Annotated in this window: 16 protein-coding genes; 13 read left to right on the forward strand and 3 right to left on the reverse strand. The window is 53.5% G+C overall.

Features of this window, described 5'->3' with window-relative positions; genetic code table 11:
• From H8711_RS12080 to H8711_RS12135, 12 genes are all read left to right on the forward strand, one after another.
• Nucleotides 1–1,689, forward strand: a 1,689-nt coding sequence (locus H8711_RS12080; protein WP_249283700.1) for a VirB4-like conjugal transfer ATPase, CD1110 family, incomplete at its 5' end; no start/stop codon positions are given.
• Nucleotides 1,690–1,706: 17 nt separating this feature from the next.
• Entirely contained in the window at nucleotides 1,707–2,300 is a 594-nt protein-coding gene (locus H8711_RS12085) for a nitrogen fixation protein (protein ID WP_249283701.1), read from the forward strand.
• A 152-nt stretch (nucleotides 2,301–2,452) separates the two neighbouring features.
• Nucleotides 2,453–3,283 (forward strand): DNA-methyltransferase, encoded by an 831-nt coding sequence (locus tag H8711_RS12090; RefSeq protein WP_249283702.1) that lies wholly within the window; start codon nucleotides 2,453–2,455, stop codon nucleotides 3,281–3,283.
• On the forward strand, nucleotides 3,283–5,490 hold the full coding sequence (locus H8711_RS12095; RefSeq protein WP_249283703.1) for a C40 family peptidase: 2,208 nt from the start codon (nucleotides 3,283–3,285) through the stop codon (nucleotides 5,488–5,490). The genes H8711_RS12090 and H8711_RS12095 overlap by 1 nt, the downstream gene beginning before the upstream one ends.
• 16 nt (nucleotides 5,491–5,506) lie before the next feature.
• Nucleotides 5,507–5,743 carry a DUF4315 family protein gene (locus tag H8711_RS12100; protein WP_006573549.1) on the forward strand — a complete coding sequence of 79 codons (237 nt, stop codon included), beginning with the start codon at nucleotides 5,507–5,509 and terminating at the stop codon, nucleotides 5,741–5,743.
• Nucleotides 5,736–6,515: a DUF4366 domain-containing protein gene (locus tag H8711_RS12105; RefSeq protein WP_249283704.1), complete on the forward strand. Its 780-nt coding sequence runs from the start codon at nucleotides 5,736–5,738 to the stop codon at nucleotides 6,513–6,515. Before H8711_RS12100 ends, H8711_RS12105 begins: the two co-directional genes overlap by 8 nt.
• Nucleotides 6,512–8,581, forward strand: coding sequence for a DNA topoisomerase 3 (locus H8711_RS12110; protein ID WP_249283705.1), 2,070 nt, complete (start codon nucleotides 6,512–6,514; stop codon nucleotides 8,579–8,581). Before H8711_RS12105 ends, H8711_RS12110 begins: the two co-directional genes overlap by 4 nt.
• Nucleotides 8,578–9,336: a phosphoadenosine phosphosulfate reductase gene (locus H8711_RS12115; protein WP_249283706.1), complete on the forward strand. Its 759-nt coding sequence runs from the start codon at nucleotides 8,578–8,580 to the stop codon at nucleotides 9,334–9,336. The genes H8711_RS12110 and H8711_RS12115 overlap by 4 nt, the downstream gene beginning before the upstream one ends.
• A gap of 16 nt (nucleotides 9,337–9,352) precedes the next feature.
• Entirely contained in the window at nucleotides 9,353–11,242 is a 1,890-nt protein-coding gene (locus tag H8711_RS12120; RefSeq protein WP_249283707.1) for a DUF3849 domain-containing protein, read from the forward strand.
• Nucleotides 11,243–11,254: 12 nt separating this feature from the next.
• Entirely contained in the window at nucleotides 11,255–12,448 is a 1,194-nt protein-coding gene (locus H8711_RS12125) for a MutS N-terminal domain-containing protein (RefSeq protein WP_249283708.1), read from the forward strand.
• A 1-nt stretch (nucleotide 12,449) separates the two neighbouring features.
• Entirely contained in the window at nucleotides 12,450–12,665 is a 216-nt protein-coding gene (locus H8711_RS12130; protein WP_249283709.1) for a transposon-transfer assisting family protein, read from the forward strand.
• Nucleotides 12,666–12,678: 13 nt separating this feature from the next.
• Nucleotides 12,679–14,451, forward strand: a complete 1,773-nt coding sequence (locus H8711_RS12135) for an antirestriction protein ArdA (protein ID WP_249283710.1) — start codon at nucleotides 12,679–12,681, stop codon at nucleotides 14,449–14,451.
• 362 nt (nucleotides 14,452–14,813) lie between these two features.
• Here the strand turns inward: H8711_RS12135 and H8711_RS12140 are convergent, their stop codons facing one another.
• Nucleotides 14,814–15,143, reverse strand: a complete 330-nt coding sequence (locus H8711_RS12140) for a helix-turn-helix domain-containing protein (RefSeq protein ID WP_005934776.1) — start codon at nucleotides 15,141–15,143, stop codon at nucleotides 14,814–14,816.
• 151 nt (nucleotides 15,144–15,294) lie between these two features.
• Here H8711_RS12140 and H8711_RS12145 point away from each other — a divergent pair, with 151 nt between their 5' ends.
• Nucleotides 15,295–15,870 (forward strand): SLOG family protein, encoded by a 576-nt coding sequence (locus tag H8711_RS12145; protein WP_249283711.1) that lies wholly within the window; start codon nucleotides 15,295–15,297, stop codon nucleotides 15,868–15,870.
• A 276-nt stretch (nucleotides 15,871–16,146) separates the two neighbouring features.
• On the opposite strand, the gene H8711_RS12150 is transcribed toward H8711_RS12145, so the two are convergent.
• Nucleotides 16,147–16,758 (reverse strand): hypothetical protein, encoded by a 612-nt coding sequence (locus H8711_RS12150; protein WP_033121891.1) that lies wholly within the window; start codon nucleotides 16,756–16,758, stop codon nucleotides 16,147–16,149.
• 75 nt (nucleotides 16,759–16,833) lie between these two features.
• Nucleotides 16,834–18,876, reverse strand: a 2,043-nt coding sequence (locus tag H8711_RS12155) for an ATP-dependent DNA helicase (RefSeq protein WP_249283712.1), incomplete at its 5' end; no start/stop codon positions are given.

The raw sequence follows: 18,876 nt of genomic DNA on the forward strand, positions 1-18,876 counted from the left end.
CGTGAAGGCAAGTGCTTCAAGATGGGCAGAACCATCGGCGCGGTGAGCTTCCTGCAAATCCTCGCGCCGGAACTCAATGACCGTATGCTTGCCGACTTCCTTGAGATGGACAGCAACATCACGGTCAATTTTCATATCCGGACGATTGACCAGGCGAAGGCAATCAAGAGCATCAAGTCGAAGATCACCGACCTCGACAAGATGAAGATCGAAGAGCAGAAAAAGGCAGTCCGCTCCGGCTACGATATGGACATCATCCCGTCCGATCTTGCCACCTTCGGCGGTGAGGCAAAACGTCTGTTGCAGGATCTCCAGACCCGCAATGAGAGACTGTTCCTCGTGACCATCCTCATCATGAACACGGCAACCAACCGCCAGAAGCTCGAAAACGCGGTGTTCCAGACCGCCGCCATTGCCCAAAAGTATAACTGTGCGCTCAAGCGTCTTGACTTCCAGCAGGAGGAAGGGCTGATGTCCTCTCTGCCTATCGGCGTCAATCAGGTGGAAATCGAGCGCGGGCTGACCACTTCCAGCACAGCGGTTTTCGTGCCGTTCACCACGCAGGAGCTTTTTCAGGGCGGCGAAGCTCTCTACTACGGGCTGAATGCGCTGTCCAACAACATGATCATGGTGGACCGCAAGCAGCTCAAGAACCCCAACGGGCTGATCTTGGGTACGCCCGGTTCCGGTAAGTCCTTCTCCGCCAAGCGTGAAATGACGAACGCCTTCCTCATCACAGAGGATGACATCATCGTCTGCGACCCCGAAGCCGAGTATTTTCCCCTCGTGCAGAAGCTCGGCGGTCAGGTCATCCGCATCTCGCCGGTCAGCACGGATTACATCAATCCGCTGGACATCAACACGAACTACTCCGAAGAGGAAAACCCGCTGACGCTGAAATCCGACTTCATTCTCTCCATGTGCGAGCTGATTGTCGGCGGCAAGGACGGCTTGCAGCCGGTTGAGAAGACCATCATTGACCGCAGTGTTCGCATGGTCTATCAGGAGTTTCTTGCAGACCCCAAGCCGGAGAAAATGCCGATCCTCGAAGACCTCTACAACATTCTGAGAAATCAGAAGGAGCCGGAGGCACAGCGCATCGCAACTGCCCTTGAAATCTATGTTCACGGCTCTCTGAACGTCTTCAATCACAGAACGAATGTGGATGTCAACAACCGCTTCGTCTGCTATGACATCCGCGAACTCGGCAAGCAGCTCAAGAAGCTCGGTATGCTGATTGTGCAGGATCAGGTTTGGAACAGAGTTACAATCAACCGCGCCCAGCACAAGGCAACTCGCTACTACATGGACGAGTTCCATCTGCTCTTGAAGGAGGAACAGACCGCCGCATACAGCGTGGAAATCTGGAAGCGTTTCAGAAAGTGGGGCGGCATCCCGACCGGCATCACCCAGAACGTCAAGGATCTGCTTGCGTCCCGCGAGGTAGAGAATATCTTTGAAAACTCGGATTTTGTCTACCTTCTGAATCAGGCATCCGGCGACCGGCAGATTCTCTCGAAGGCGCTGAACATCTCGCCCAGCCAGCAGAACTACATCACCAATTCCAATGCCGGTGAGGGGCTGATCTTCTATGGCTCGACCATCGTTCCCTTCAAGGACGATTTCCCGAAGGACACCCAGCTCTACCGCATCATGACCACCAAACCCGAAGAAACCGTACAGAACTGATAGGAGGATTTTTGAATATGAACAACAAGATGATTACCATTCCCTACGCGGACGCTATCGAATACGGAGAGAACACCTCCGCGCTGTTTAAGGCTCTGTGGGAGCTGACCGATCTGATCCGACTGGAAAGCGATCTCAAGAAGCATCACCGCGCCTACCTCCATGTGAGGGAGGACATCGACGAAAAGGTCAAGGAGGCACGTCAGATTATGACCAAGGTATCTGTGGATATGATCGGTTTCTATTTCAAGGTTGATGTTCCCGAAAGCAGCAACAGCGACGAGAATACCCCGTTCGCTGACGCGGCGGATGATGAAGCCGTATCTATCCCCAAGGACAAGTATGAGCTGATGATCGACGATCTGCTCACGATGTCCGAAATCATCCAGTGCGTCGCAGATATGCGCACGCAGGATGTGAAGGCAATCCGCGAGTTCGGCAAGTTCGTCCCCGCCTTTGCCGCCTTTGAGAAGAACCGGCTGAGCCTCTATCGTGAGGCGGCGAAGGAAGCCGAGGAAATCTTCGACCGTTGGGCGGACGAGATTGACGATCTCGACGAGGACTTCACGGAAGATGAGGATTACGAGCCGGACGAGTATTACTCCGACTGATATGCGCTCAAATCCGAAGAAAGGAGCTGGTTTTTATAGAGCTTGACATCATTCATACCGGCGATTGCCTTGAAATCCTGAAAACGCTGCCCGATGACAGCGTACATTGCTGTGTGACGTCCCCTCCGTATTACGCGCTCCGCGATTACGGCATGGATGCTCAGATCGGCAGAGAGACAACGCCGAGGGAATATATCTCGCGCCTGACGGAAGTGTTTACCGAAGTCAGGCGCGTTTTGCGCCCAGATGGGACGCTCTGGCTGAACATCTCGGACACCTACGCTGGAAAGGGCAATCAGGGCGATTTCATTGACCCGAAGAACCCCAACGGCAGAAACGGTCAGGCTGTGGCTCTCAACAACAAGGTTGAGAGCTGCAAGCCAAAGGACATGATCGGCATTCCGTGGATGCTGGCTTTTGCCCTCCGCGATACCGGCTGGTATCTGCGCAACGACATCATCTGGATGAAGGATAACCCCATGCCGGAGAGCGTGAAAGACCGATGCGCCCGCTGCTATGAGCATATTTTCCTGTTCTCAAAGTCCAAGAAGTATTTCTTTGACTACAAGGCGATCTCCGAGCCGATTGCTCCCGCAACGGCAGAACGCCTCAAGCGCGGCATGAAGGGCGGCAACAAATACGGCAAGCCCGTTCCCGGTCAGCCTCAGCCGCAATCCATCAACCGCCCCCGTGAGCATGGCGCGATCAATGACGCAGACATCAATCCGCTCCGCAACAAGCGCGATGTCTGGAAGATCAACACCGTTCCCTTCAAGGGCGGTCACTATGCCGCCTATCCTCCGAAGCTGGTTGAGACCTGTCTTCTCGCCGGTTGTCCCGAAGGCGGCATTGTGCTTGACCCCTTTATGGGGAGCGGCACAACCGGTATGGTTGCCTCACAGATGGGGCGTCATTTCGTGGGCATAGAGCTGAACCCTGAATACACCGAGCTTGCCTACAAGCGGATTGGAGGTGAAATCTGATGCCCAAGGAACCGGAACTTAAAGCCCGTGACAAGGTAGTCGTGCGGATGACGCGGGAGGGCGCGGTCGAGGAAAACCTGACGGCTGGCACCGAGCAGCGTGTGTCAAAGCGGCTGGAAGATGCGGAGCTGGTGAAGCCCGGTGAGACAGTCGCGCCTTCCGAAGCTCTTTCTGCGGAGGAACAGAAAAAGGTGCAGATGCGCCGTCAACAGCGTCAGTTTCAGGCGGAACACGCCGAGGATAACGACACTCAGCCACCCTCGGAAACGTCCGTCACGGAAGAGAAAAAGGCAGAAAATCCACCCCAGAATGCAGCCGAACCGCTGTCCTCGTCGGAAACGCCGTTCAAGCCTCCTGCTTTGGAGCAGCACGGTGTTTCTTCTCATACCGGCACGGTGATTGCCGAAACGGTTGTCACACACAAGCTGCGCAAGACCTCTGCGGTTGAAGCAGTGGATGCGGATGCTATTCTCACTCAAGCGGCGGAAACCGCCTCTGCAAAGCCGGTCTCGGACGATGCCGCCCCGCCCACGAAGCGGATGCAGAAGCTCGAAAGGAAGTCCGAGAAAGCGCATGAGCGTCTGGATGCCGCCCGTGAAAAGCTGCCCACGCACAAGGTTCTCAGGAAAGAGCGTGTCTTCGATGAGGAAACCGGCAAGGGCAAAACCCGCCTTCATTTTGAGGATGAGCTGAAAAAACCAAAGGGCAAAGGCAAGCTGCAATTTGAAGCGGATAAAACCGTCCGCAAGGTCGGTGACACCCTCGCTTCCGGCATTCACGGCAAAATCCATGAGGTCGAACGGGAAAACACGGCGGTTGAGGCGGCGCATAAAACGGAGATCGTCGCTGAGACTGCCGCTCGGCATTTCAGTCATCATCGGGAAAGCAGCGTCAACAAGCCCTACGAGAAGGTCTCCAAGCTGGAACACAAGGCGGATGCTGCGGATGCGAAGCTCCAATATGAGAGAAATCAGCAGGAGCATCCTGAGATGAAGAAGCAGAACATGAACAAGCACTACCAGAAGCAGAACATCAAGAAGGAATATGCCGCTGCTCGAAATGCCGGGTCTCAGACTGCCGGGACTGCCACAAAGAATACCGGCAAGAAGCTCGGTGAGAAGGCGTCCGACAAGATCAAGGAGTTCTTTGAGAAGAACAAGAAGGTCTTCATCTGGATCGGCGTCGGAATTGCCCTTCTCATTTTGCTCGGTGCCGGAATCAGCTCGTGTTCGATGCTTACTTCTACCGGCTCGACGGTTATCGCTTCCTCTTATCTCAGCGAGGATGACGCGATGCTGGGCGCGGAGGCGCAGTATTGCCGGATGGAGCAAGAGCTGCAAAGCTATCTGGATAACTATGAAAGTAACCATGACTATGACGAGTATCACTTTGATCTGGATGATATTGAGCATGACCCCTATGTGCTGATCTCCATCCTCTCGGCTCTCCATGAGGGCGAGTTCACGCTGGATGAGGTGCAGGGTACGCTCCAAATGCTGTTTGAAAAGCAGTACATCCTCACCGAAGAGGTTATCGTCGAAACCAGATACCGCACGGAAACCGACACATGGACGGACGCAGACGGCAACACGCACACGGAAACCTATCGCGTCCCGTATGACTACTACATCTGCAATGTAAAGCTCGAAAACTTCAATCTCTCCCACGTCCCGGTCTACATCATGTCTCAGGAACAGCTTTCCATGTACGCGACGTATATGTCGGTGCTGGGCAACCGCGAGGATCTGTTCGGTAACTCCCCCTATGTGGACAAGTACATCACAAATCCTCCCGCCGACTACGATGTCAACCCGGAATACCTGAACGACGAGAAGTTTGCGACACTGATCACCGAGGCGGAAAAGTATCTCGGTTATCCGTATGTTTGGGGAGGCTCCAATCCCGACACGTCCTTTGACTGCTCCGGCTTCGTCAGCTACGTTCTCACGAACAGCGGACTTGTAAATACCGGACGACTGGGCGCACAAGGGCTTTACAACGTCTGTACGCCGGTTTCAAAGGCGAATGCACAGCCCGGTGATCTCATCTTCTTTGTCGGGACGTATGACACCCCCGGTGTGTCCCACGTCGGCATTTACGTCGGTGATGGGGTCATGATCCACTGCGGCGACCCCATTCAGTACACATCCATCAACTCTTCCTACTGGCAGCAGCATTTCTACGCCTTCGGAAGACCCGCCTATTAAAAGAAAGGAGTTTTGCATGAATCCCAAGTATCAGAAAGTCCTCTCCGACATTGAGAAGGCTGAAAAGAAGAAATCCGAAATCGAAGGACAGCTCAAGGAGCTGTACGACAAGAAGACGGAGCTGGAGAACCTTGAAATCATCAACACCGTGCGCTCTATGGTGATGGACAAGGATCAGATCATGGCGTTTCTGTCTTCCATGAAGGGCGGCACCAAGCCCGCTGAAAATACGGAGGTAATCGACAATGCGTAAGAAGTTTCGTTTTCTGACCGTCCTTGCGGTCTGCGTCATGGTTCTGTCCTGCTTCTCGGTGACGGCGTTTGCCTACGCCGATGATACCGAGCAGAACCTTCCCGTTACGGAGGCAACACAGCCGGAACAGCAGCCTGAGACTACTCCCGCGCCGGAAAAGCCGAAGGGTGAGCCGATTGACGATGAGGGCAACGCCTACACCCGTGACTTGCTCTATGACAAGGCAACCAACAAGCAGTTCATCACTGTCCAGACGAAGAACGGCAACACCTTCTTCATTGTCATCGACTACGATGCGCCCATCAACGAGGATGAGGAACAATATCAGACGTACTTCCTGAACATGGTCGATGAAAGCGATCTGCTTGCGCTGCTGGATGATGATACTGCGGCGGCTCTGACCACCTGTAACTGCAAGGAAAAATGCGCTGCCGGTCAGGTCAACACCGACTGCCCGGTCTGCAAGACCAACATGAGCGAATGCACCGGCACAGCCCCCGTTACACCTGAGCCGGACAAGGATGCGGAAACCGAAGTGCCGGAGACCAAGCCCAAAAAGAAATCCAACATCGGCATGATCCTCGTCATCTTTGCCCTTGCCGGTGCTGCGGGTGCAGCTTATTACTACATCAAGTTCGTCAAGGGCAGAAAGCCCAAGGATGAGGACATGGACTTCTTCGACGATGAAGGCTACGAGGAAGAGCCGTACATCAACGAGGATGAAGAGCCGCAGATTGCGGAGGATGCTGAAACGGATGGTGATGAAGATTGATCTTAGTCATTGCTGAAAAGCCCAGCGTAGCCCAGTCCATCGCAAAGGTGTTGGGCGCGACGTCCCGCAAGGACGGCTATATGGAGGGCGGCAACTACATCGTTTCGTGGTGCTTCGGTCATCTGGTGGAGCTGGCAGATGCCAGCTCCTATGATGAGCGGTATGCTAAGTGGCGGTATGACGATCTGCCCATTGTTCCGGAAAACTGGATGTTTGAGGTCACGAAGGACAAAGCACAGCAGTTCAAGGTGCTGTCCTCTCTCATGAAGGACAAGCGCGTCACCGAGCTGGTCTGTGCAACCGATGCAGGACGCGAGGGGGAGCTGATCTTCCGGCTGGTCTACAACAAAGCCGGATGCACCAAGCCCTTCAAGCGTCTGTGGATCAGCTCGTTGGAGGACTCCGCCATCCGCGAAGGCTTCAATCATCTCCGGGACGGCAAGGAATATGACCGTCTCTATGAAGCAGCACTCAGCCGCTCGAAGGCGGACTGGATCGTCGGCATCAACGGCACCCGCCTTTTCACCACGCTCTATCACAAGAAGCTGGTAGTTGGGCGTGTCCAGACACCGACTCTTGCAATGCTGGTAGAGCGCGACGGAAAAATCTCCACGTTCCAGAAGGAGAAGTATTTCAACGTCCATGTCGGCAAGGGCGATCTGACTGCCGATCTGGAAAAGGTCAAAACCGAAGAGGAAGCAAAGAAGATTGCGGCGGCTTGCGAGAAAAAGCAAGCCGTCGTTTCTTCTCTCAAGCAGGAAACGAAGACGGTCAATCCCCCAAAGCTCTATGATCTGACCACCTTGCAGCGCGAGGCAAACCGATACTACGGCTTCACTGCCCAGCAGACGCTCGATCTCGTTCAAACACTATACGAAAAGAAGCTCCTGACTTATCCGCGCACGGACAGTCAGTTCATCACGGACGATATGGAGAACACCGCCCGTCAGGTTATTTCTATCGTCTGCCGCCAGCTTCCGCTTTTCTCCGGTGTTTCGGTTACTCCGGACATTGCCCGCGTAACCGACAACAGCAAGGTCACAGATCACCATGCCATTCTCCCGACCGTCCAGCTTGAAAAGCAGGATGTTTTCGCGCTTCCTCAGTCGGAGCAGAAAATCCTCAATCTTGTCGGGATGCGCCTTCTGTGTGCGACCGGCGAGAAGCACACCTACGCAGAAACGCAGATCTTGCTCTCCTGCGAGGGCTATGCGTTCAAAGCCAAGGGCAAGACCATCGTTCAAAACGGCTGGAAAGCCATTGAAGAGCTGTTCAAGGCATCCCTCAAGACGAAGGAAAAAGACGATCCCGCGAAGTCCTTGCCCGAAGTCCACGAAGGCGATGTTCTGGATGGTGTGTCCGCCAGCGTCACCGAACACTTTACGACACCCCCGAAGCAGTACACGGAAGACACGCTCCTGTCTGCGATGGAGACTGCCGGAAACGATCAGTTCGACGATGAAACCGAGAAGAAAGGTCTCGGCACTCCCGCGACACGCGCCGGTATCATTGAAAAGCTGGTGAAGTCCGGCTTTGCAGAGCGCAAAGGCAAATCCCTCATTCCCACAAAGGACGGCTGCAACCTCGTCTGTGTTCTGCCGGAACAGATCACATCTCCCGCAATGACGGCGGAATGGGAAAACACGCTCATGGAGATTGAGCGCGGCAATGCGGATGCAGACGCCTTCCTCAGCTGCATTGTCCAGATGACCGGGGATCTCGTGAAAGCCTACCCGTTTCTCTCCGATGCCGAAGCCCAGCGTTTCGGCACGGGCAAGGAGGAAATCGGCAAATGTCCCCGCTGCGGCTCTCCGGTCTATGTCGGCAAGGGCAACTTCTACTGCTCGAACAAGGACTGCTCCTTCTGCCTGTGGGAAGACAACAAGTTCTTTTCCAGCAAGAAAAAGAAGCTGACCAAGAAGATTGCAAAGGAGCTGTTGGACAAGGGCTGGTGCCGCGTGACCGGGCTTTACACGCCGAAGAAGCCTCAGCTCTACGATGCGGTGATCCGTCTGGATGACAGTGGCGGCAAATATGTCAGCTTCAAGATGGAGTTTGGTCGATGATCCGCCCAAAGTATGTTGCTTCATGCAGCGGAGGCAAAGACAGCGTAGCGACGCTCCTGCTGGCTGCACAGCACAATGAGCCGCTGGACGAGGCAGTTTTCAGCGAAGTCATGTTTGATCAGGACACAAGCGGTGAAGTCCCGGAACACCGGGACTTCATCTATGACCGGCTCAAGCCCTTCTGTGAAAAGGAGCTGGGCATCAAGTTCACCATTCTCCATGCAGACAAGACCTACGATGACGTGTTCCATCACGTCATCACCCGCGGACCTCATAAGGGCGAGGTTCGCGGTTTTGCGTGGGCCGGGATGTGCGCGGTCAATCGGGACTGCAAAATCCCGCCAGTCCGCAAGTACAATGCCGCGCTCTCGCCGGACACCGTGAGCTATGTCGGCATCGCGGAGGATGAACCCAAACGCCTTGTGCGTCTGGACGGCGTGAAGAATGTCAGTCTCCTTGCCAAATACGGCATGACCGAGGCGGATGCCTACAAGCTCTGTCAGGAACACGGTTTGCTTTCCCCAATCTACGCTCACTGCCGGAGAAACGGCTGCTGGTTCTGTCCCAACGCCAGTGACTCGGAGCTGCTGCACATGGTCACAAAGCACCCGGATATGTTTGACCGGCTGATTGAATGGGAGAACGAGGATAACATCTTCCATCGTCGGATGACGCGCAGAGAAACCCCGTCTGAGGTAAAGGCTCGTTTACTGAGCAAATCCCAGACGGGGTTTTCTTCGCCCAAAGGCAAATAAGAAATGGAGGTTTGAGATGGCTGAAAACAAAAATGCACAGCAAGTCCGCGAAATCACGGACAAGCTGGAACAGGGCATCAAGGAGCTTTTTGAATCCGAGCGGTTCAAGGAATACCTCCGCACAATGTCCAAGTTCTACAACTATTCCTTCAACAACACGCTGCTCATTGCGATGCAGAAGCCGGAGGCAACCTATGTTGCCGGTTATACCTCGTGGCAGCGCAACTTTGACCGTCAGGTCATGAAGGGCGAAAAGGGCATCAAGATTCTTGCACCCGCGCCGTACAAGGCGCAGGAAGAGCGTGAGAAGATTGACCCCGCGACGCAGAAACCAGTGATCGGCGCAGATGGGAAGGCTGTCACGGAGACGGTTGAGGTTCTGCGTCCCGCCTTCAAGGTGGTAAGCGTCTTTGATGTTTCCCAGACGGACGGCAAGGAGCTTCCGGACATCATCGTCGATGAGCTGAAAGGCACCGTCGAAAACTACGAGGCGTTCTTCGATGCGCTCAGGCAGGAATCTCCCGTCCCTATTTCCTTTGAGGACATTCCGGGCGGTGCAAAGGGATTCTTCTCGCCGGTTGAAAGCCGCATTGCCATTCAGGAGGGCATGAGCGAAATCCAGACGGTCAAAACCGCCATTCACGAGATCGCCCACGCAAAGCTCCACGCCGTCAAGCCGGATGAAAAAGCCGCGCCAGAAGATAAGAAGGATCGGCACACCAAGGAGGTTGAAGCGGAAAGCGTTGCCTACACCGTCTGCCAACGGTACGGCATTGAAACCTCGGACTACTCCTTCGGTTACATCGCCGGTTGGTCATCCGGCAAGGAAACCAAGGAACTGAAAAGCTCTCTGGACACCATCCGCAAGACGGCGGCTGAGATGATCGAGGGCATTGACGCCAAGCTCAAGGTGCTGCTGGCAGAGAAAGCACAGTCCGCAGAGATGGAAGTCGAAGCTCCCGTAAAGGAAGCTGTTCCGGAGGAAAAGCCGGAAGTCCCCATTTACCGCGAGACGGCGAATTATGCCTATGAAGCCGGTGAGCTGGAGTCATATCGTGCTTCTCTCGCTGCAAACGTGGAATGCCGCCGTGCGATTGAGGCGGCAATCAGTTCTAACTACGGAGACAATCGGCTGGATGCGGATGCTGCCGTGAAAAGCGTCCTTGAGCAGTTCTCTCCGGAGCGCGTCCGGTATGTCCTCGCAAACACCATCCAGCAGAAAGACTTTGACGGGCGTATTCCGCAGTCTCTCAAGGAGTGGGCAAAGAGCGTTGAAGTCTGCCCTGAGAATGCCTCTCGCTTCCTTGTGGATAAACCCAATCCCGGACTGACGGCACTTTTCGTGGATGCGTTCCGTCAGCAGACCGAAGCTCAAAAGGGAGTCATGCCTGAGAAAGCAGCGGAAAGAGACCCGGAGGTTGTTGCGTGGGAGAATGATGAGATTACCGCTATTGAGGTAAAAACCGTGGAGGTCAAGTCTCCCGTTGCCTCCATGCCGGAGGAAGCAGCGAAAGCACCGAAGGCGCACCGCCTGACCGCCGAAGAGAAGGAAATCAAAGCCGCAGTCATGGACACGCTCAAGGGGCAAATTGCCTATAACAATGACGGAATGCGGGCTTCCTACCGCGCCTCTAACCACTCCTTCAATCTGCTGGCACGGAACGGCGTCAGGATTGAGGGCAACACGGTTACGCAGAACGGTGAGCCGCTGTTCAAAATCCATCGCCGTCATGCGGCGCGGAAAACGCAGGGCTGCTACCGTGAGCTGATGCCGACGCTGGAATATGTCAGGCAGGAGCAGAAACAGGAAAAGCCCTCCATCCGCGATCAGCTCAGGACTGCCGCAAAACAGCAGCCGGAGAAGAAGTCTCCGGTCAAATCCAAAACGCACGACATGGAATTGTGAGAAAGGAGACGCATGAAGAAATACACAGACGTTGACATCGTTGCGGAGCTGCAGAAGCTCGTGGACAGTCATGTAGACAGCTACAAGGAAGACTTCGACATCGACAAGCGCATCATCCGCCGCGCTGCCGAAAGTCCGAATCCCGAAGAGAAACCGCTGATGTGGTTCTGCCGCCCGCATGGAACACACTGCCTCAATGAAAATCAGGTCTTTATTCAGGGAACGCGAGATCACAACACCTTCCGTTTTTATGCGGAGCAGACCTACGACGAGTGCATTGCCCGCGTCATCATCCCGAAAACCGTCAAGCGCGGCAAGGTGTTCGGGGATGTCTTTGAGATCAACTACCGTGAACAGGCTGCAAATGTGGCGCAGAACTCGGTTGCGCCGGATCATGACCGGCTGACCTTCGCAGATGGCTTTGTGCTGGATGCACCCTGCCGCAGCAGCTTCGATGCAGCAATGGCTCTCGTCGGAGAGCATGGCGGCGTACAAGCCCACCAGACGCTCCCGAAGGATGCTGAGGCTCTGGCAGAAGTGTTGACCAAACAGAAAAGCCGCCGTGACAGACTGCCGGAGGCAGAAAGGACAGAGGCGCTTTCGCCTCTGCCCGTCGCAGAACTCCGCAAGTACGAAGCGGTCAAAAAGGCGCATCCCGACGCGCTGGTTTGCTTTGCTCAAAACGGCTATTTTGAGCTGTACGGCAAGGATGCTGAAAAAGCCGCGCCGCTTCTCGGCACAAAGCTCCTTGAGAAGAAGGTACGCGGCAAGCCCTCCATGCCGGTGACTGGCTTCCGTGAAGCCGCGTGGGTAGCCGGTTCTCACAAGCTCTGGAAGTCCGGGGCGGATGTCTTTCTCAGCAAGGACGGCGAGACCTTCAAGGAACTCAAAGCCGCAGATTACATTCCTGTCGGCGCGACGCTGAATGTGGACGGCATCAAGTGCAGAATCGAAGCGGTTGATTTTGCCGCCGATGAAGTCCGACTGACCAACATTGAGGACAAGAACCGCCCCATTCGCTTTTCTGAGAGCATCCAGTATGTCCGTTCGTATGTGGAGGATGCCGGAACTGCCATCTACGACACCATCCCGAAGAAGCTCACTGCCCGTGAATCCATCCGCGACAAGCTGAAATCCACGCAGAAAGCACAGCCGCCCCACACACCGAAACCGCAGAAATCGAAAGGAAAGGATATGGAACTCTGATATGAAAAACTTTACCGTGGAAGAATCCAACCTGATGTGCTGCTTCAACACGTCCAGCCGGAAGCGGCTGATCGACGATATGAATGGCGTCACCCTGAACGACATGGACGGCGAGATCGCAGAGCTGATGTATAAGACCATCCGGAAGCTCGAAGCCATGACGGACACGGAGTTTGAGGAACTGTATATCATGCCGGACGGCATGGTGGATGACTGAAAGGAGGATGCCTATGCCCGTATTAGACGGTAATTTTGAAGCCTTTGTCACAAACCTCGGCAAGTACAACGAGGGTATGCTGGTCGGTGAGTGGGTGAAGCTCCCCACCACCGAAGAAGAGATGCAGAAGGTCTTTGAGCGCATCGGGATCGGCAAGCAGGATGAGTTCGGTCAGCCCTACGAAGAGTGGTTTATCACCGACTACGAATGTCCGATCTACGGCGTCCAGAAGATGCTTGGTGAATACGAGAGCCTTGATAAGCTCAACTATCTCGCCGCCTTGATTGACGAGCTTTCCCTGCGCGATCAGGAAAAGCTCGTTGCCGTTATGGAGGCTGGCTGCGATGAGGTCAGCGACATCGACGATCTCATCAACCTGACATTCAATCTGGACTGCTACGACATCATGCCCGGTATCAACGACGAATCCGGCCTCGGCTACTATTACGCCCACGAAGCCGGTATTTACTCCGAAAAGGATCTCGGTCCTCTGGCAAATTACATCGACTATGAACGCTATGGGCGCGACATTGCGATGGATGAGCAGGGACGCTTCACCGATGAGGGCTATGTCCGTGTCGCAAGCGAGAGGTGGGACAGGCAGTTTGACGGTGAGCTTGACGATATTCCCGACGAATACCGGATTACCGGCTCAGGTGAAGCCGCCGAGCATGACAGCACCATCGCGGTTCTTATCGTCGAGCCGGGAAAGGAGCCTTATGTGAAGGAGATTGACTCCGGGCTGGAGTCCTTGCAGCATGAGGTCGGCGGCTACATCGAGGCAATTTATCCCTACGAAGACCCGGTTGCCTTAGTCTGCAACGAGGAAGGCAAGCTGGAAGGTCTGCCCCTGAACCGCGCTCTGCGTGATGAGGACGGTGACATCTACGACGTTGTTGCCGGAACATTCATGGTAGTCGGCTTGACGGATGACAGCTTCGGCTCTCTGACCGTAGAGCAGATGCAAAAGTTCTCTGACCACTTCAAAGTTCCGGAGCAGTTTGTCAAGCTGGGCGATAAGATTGTAGCGATTCCCATAATCTCGAAGGAACAGCAGAAGCAGGAGAGCGTTGAGCAGAAGGACTTTGAGATGAATGCCGACACCTCCGGTCTGACGGTTGCCGGTCACATCGGGACGTGGCACACCATTGACCGGCACGAAGTCGGCGGTCACAGCTTTTACCTTATGGAGCATGACACCTACGGCGATGAGGCGGCTTGCATCATCGTCGATGAGCGCGGCAAGCTCGTCCTTGATGATGTTTACAACGGCTTCGACGATGACACGCTCCGCCTTCTCGACCTTGAGGTCAAGGAAGTGCCGGAAATGCCCGATCCTTCGCTCTCCGTTCAGGATATGAAGGACTACGGCTACGCATGGGCTGGCGTTCTTCCCGCCGGTCAGGAGGCGGCTGAGAAGGCTTTGGAGAAGGGCTGCGAGGTTTACCGTCTTTATTCCGATAACACCGAGGGCTTGTGCGTAGATGCCAAAGAGATTGCCGATCATGCGGCAAAGGGCGGAATGCTCGGTATCAGCAAGGAAAGCTGGATGGCGGCACTTGAGAAGGAAAACTACCTCAAGGCAGCGGAGATGTCGATGGAGGATGACTACGGCATGATTGACGGGATCATCAACAACGGTCCGAAGGAAGACAAGACCGCAGAGGTCAAAGCTCCCGAAACCGGCGAAAAGTCCTCCATCATGGACAGGCTCAAGTCCGCAAAGGCTGAAAAGCAGAAGGAATGCTGCCCTCCCAAAAAGCACAAAGGAGAGATTGAGCTGTGAGCAGAAGTAAGAAATGGCGGCAGGAGTGGTCGTTCTTCATCGGAGACAGCGGACGCCGGAGATATAATCGTTTCTGCGTCCGCTGCGTCCATAGCTGCAAGCAGAGCTTCCGCGTGGATCTCATCGCCTGTCCGCACTTCTCCCGCAAGGCATCGCAATGTAGACAGTTAGGGGTCGAAAAAGCCTGTGATTGCAAGCCTCAGAGCGGCGCAAATTGACCAGCCTAAGTGATTGTATTCCCTGCGCAGTTTCTTCTTTAGCGCGGAAATAAGTGTCGATTTCGGCACTTGTTTGAATGCCCGGAAAACGAACCAAGAGCCTCTGTCGATGCCCGTTTTGGGTGTCGGCAGAGGCTCTTTTTTTTACGACATATTCAAAATAGCGGACAGCAGCTCTTGAACCTGTTGCCGGTATTCCGGCTTTATATCCGAAATACGTCTGGCAAGCGCAAGGGCTTCCGCTTCTGGCTCGTCAGTCCCAAAGATAATTCGGTCCGCACTGATGCCGAGCAAACGGCAAAGGCGCTGCAAGGCTTCAAGAGAGATACCGGAAGCACCACGCTCAATAGCACTCAGGTGATTCGGCGTCATGCCAAGCATTTCTGAGAGCGTGTCCTGCGTATAGCCCGCCTGTTCTCTTGCCACTTGAATATTGCCGCCGATTTCAATATTGATGTCCTTCTTCTCTCGCATAGCCTCACCACCTTTGCATTTAGTGTACCTAACGGCGGTGTCATTATCCACGGTACACCATCGTTGATTTTACTAACGACAATGCGTTGACTGTCCGTGATGAGGGTGATAGAATGGAGTTACCTACCAAAAGAGTGAAAGAAGGGGTGTCATGTCGCGCATTATTGAGTTTAGAAAGTCTGCTCAAAAAGCTGAAAAGCAATCCGTTCAAGGCAGGACTTGTGCGTTTACCGGTCATAGACCGCAGAGTCTTCCGTTCGGCTTTGATGAATCCGATAAGCGTTGTACTTCTTTGAAATCTGTTATGCGGGATCAGATTGTAGCACTCATCGAGAACGAGGGCGTCACGCATTTTATTACCGGCATGGCTCTTGGCGGCGATATGTACGCTGCGGAAATTGTACTCGATTTGAAATCAAAATACCCTCACATTACTCTGGAAAGCGCAATCCCTTGTGAGACACAAGCGATCAAATGGTCTGTGGCTTCACGGGAACGGTATTATAATATCGCGGCAAAGTGTGACAAGGAGACCATGCTGCAACGGGAGTACACGCCGGACTGCATGGACAAAAGAAATCGGTACATGGTCGATCACGCCGATTATATTCTCGCAGTATGGAATGGATGCCCCAGCGGTACCGGGAATACCGTGAGATATGCTCACAAAAAGGGCAAGCCCATCATCGTCATCAATCCGGCTTCCCTTGATGTCACGCGGGAATAAGGCAAAAAAATCCCTTCTGAATCAAGCGTTGTGAAAACCGTGAAGTATTTCCCGATAGTGAATACACATTGCACTACTCGGTGATTATTGGAAACGTGTACGGCGTATGCTGCCCAGTGAACATCTCCACGGAACACATCGAATTTTCACGGCTTCGTAAAACGGAAAGTGTCACCTTATGAACAGTCACTTGCCGAGAGAAAAATAAATCGCTGGAAACGGGAACGCCCCCGGCACTGTGCGTCTGGCACAGTGTCGGGGGCGTTTTTCCGTGTCTTAGTTATGAGCCAGTTCATTTAGGAGCAGCTTTCGATAGTCCACATCCAAGACGCAGCGATGGAAGTCCATCAGACGGTGTTCGTCGAACAGCTTTTCACAGAGCTTGGTCAGCGGATGATTCATCAGCTTTGCAGAAATGCCAGTCTCGTTGAAAAACCTTGCCCATGTGAAGACCTCTTCTAAATCCTCCTGCCCAAGCGTGGCAGGAATGATGGCGTTGCAGAGACGGACAATGGGGCTGTCCGCAAATCGCTCTGCGACTTCCTCCGGTGTGCATTCATAGCGGTCACAGTCAAAGGAAAGCGCATCCTCAATTTTAAGATAATTTTCGGTTTCATCCCGCGTCAAGGTTATGGTGTAGTCTCCCATACCGGACGGCACATCAATATTCTCCATGACATCAAGCTCGTAACGGGAGCCGCCGATGATCGCCTCAAAGGAGAAGGACTGACAGATTACTGCTGGGTTCTTGTCTATCTTGTCCTCATTCAGAAAGGACAGCGGATTGTACTCTGTTAGTTCCCAGTCGATTTTTCCTCTCTCTGTTTGCTCGGCAATCTGCTGGATCAGATGTTGTTCTTCTTCGTGCAGATTTTCATTGTACAACATGATACACCTCCGTTTTCTGATTGTCGTTTTTATGGGGGCTGCTCTATGTTTCCGAAGAGACTGCCGTTTGTATCATCATTCCTTGGCTGAGGGCAGACCTTCGTAAAACTTCCTAAGTTCGCCCAAACTGCTTGTCCGATTTTTGATAGGCAGGGAGTCCCATGTAATGTCATGATAGCGTTCCGGCGGCTCATCCCGCAGTCTTCGGTCGATGATGCAGACAATGCCGGTGTCTGTGAAATTGCGGATCAATCGCCCGATGCCTTGCTTGAGCTTGATAATCATTTCGGGAACACGAACATCCATCAGAGCATCCTTAGCAACGGAACACTTATACTCGATAATCGGATCGGGGACAGGGAACGGAAGCCGGAAAATGATGACATTGGAAAGGCTTTTTCCTTCAATGCTGATACCTTCCCAATATGCACCCGTCCCCAGAAGCACGGAGTTCGTATCTTCCTTAAACTCATTCAGCACCTTGTCCTGCGACGATCCCGGCTGCTGCATCAAGATTTTGTACGGAAGATTTTTCTCACTGAGAATGGAGTAGACCTCTTCCATGTCGGTCTTTGCCGTAAACAGCACGAGTGCCTTTCCGTTGGAAATGCTCAGGATCTCAAGCAGTCGCTCCACACCCTTTTCAATGAAGGCTTCATGTTCTCTGGTCGGGTGCGGGAGATCGTCGCAATAGTAGATCATGGCGTGTTCATCGTATGGATATGGGGAAGGCTTTGGCTCGGATAAGCAGCCGCGGTCACCAGCGGGAAAGCCGGTATTGCTGATAAAGTAAGAATACTGTTCTTCCAGAGACCCGCTCGTGGCGTTCGTCAGCGTGGCAGAGGTCAAGATGGTTCTTTCATCACCATTGAAGTATAGGCGGCTCACAATTTCTTTTGTGTTTTTAGGGCAATAGACGAGTTCCGTGTTGCTGCCGTGCTGCTCAATCCAGATCAGCATATCGTCTATCTGGTCAAGAAGCTCTGAAAGGGACTCGCTGACGGCATCCAGATCATCAGAGACAGCAAAGGAACGGTTGTTTCTGAAATCCATGCTGGAATAAATCTGAATGCTGGACGAAAGGTTGTGTATGGCGGCGTTCATCTCGGTAAGCAGCTCAATCGCACTGCCATTGTTGTCGAAGAAAAAGCGGTCAGCGTAGCGCATATCCTGTTCTGCCTCGTTGATCTGCTTTTGGACTTGTGCTTTCAGGCAGTTATAGAAGGCGATGATTGCGCTCTCTGCCTCTCGCTTTTCACCTGACACACTGCTCTGGTCAAAGGATCGCAGCTCATAGAATGCGCTCTTAATCATTCCAAAGAGCATACCTTGCCCGAAACGCTCCGTTGTGGCACTCCGCACCTTATCATCCAAGTTGTGTGCTTCATCCACGACAAGCAGATCAGCGGCGGCGTTAATCAGCCCTTCCTGACCGCGCCGGAGTTTCATGAGATGCTGGGTTAAAAAATCCTGATTGCACAGTACCACTCCATCCGTAAACTTTAATGCTGCGCGGACTTTGTAATACTTGCACTTCTTTTCACAGGAGCTACAATTCTTCATGCTGAACCGCTGCACGTTTACCTTGTCCCAGACTCCTTGCGGCAAAACCTCCGGGAAATCCTTGCGTTCCTCATACCCTTGCTTGATTCCTTCTTTGAGCGCGTCCGGTGGGTCTGCTTTCGGGTCACACATATACTCATCTGCGCGTTTGTTGCAGAGATAATGGGTCTGTCCTTTTGCGAGGATAACATCTCTGTTCAGCCCAAGAAGGGGCATTACCGCGTGGACATCGCGCCAGAGCTGTTCTTGAAGTGCAATGGTCGAGGTTGCGATGATAACCGGCTTGTTCATGCGTTTGCTGTACAGCAGCACCGGCACAAGATAGCCAAAGGACTTTCCAATGCCCACGCCAGCTTCAATCGCAAAATGCTGATCGTTTATGAGGGCGTCCACAATCTCAAAGGACATATCCTGCTGCCCTTCACGCATTTCCAAGCCATGCTGCGGGGCTTCATCCCAAAAGAAGGTGCTGACTTGCTCACTCATGGAGTACAGCTCTGCTTTTCTGCGCTTTTTCCGTTCCTCCGATGTATTGAATCCAAAATAGAATCTGTT

Source organism: Ligaoa zhengdingensis, assembly GCF_014384885.1.
In the GTDB taxonomy this organism is placed as follows: Bacteria; Bacillota; Clostridia; order Oscillospirales; family Ruminococcaceae; genus Ligaoa; species Ligaoa zhengdingensis.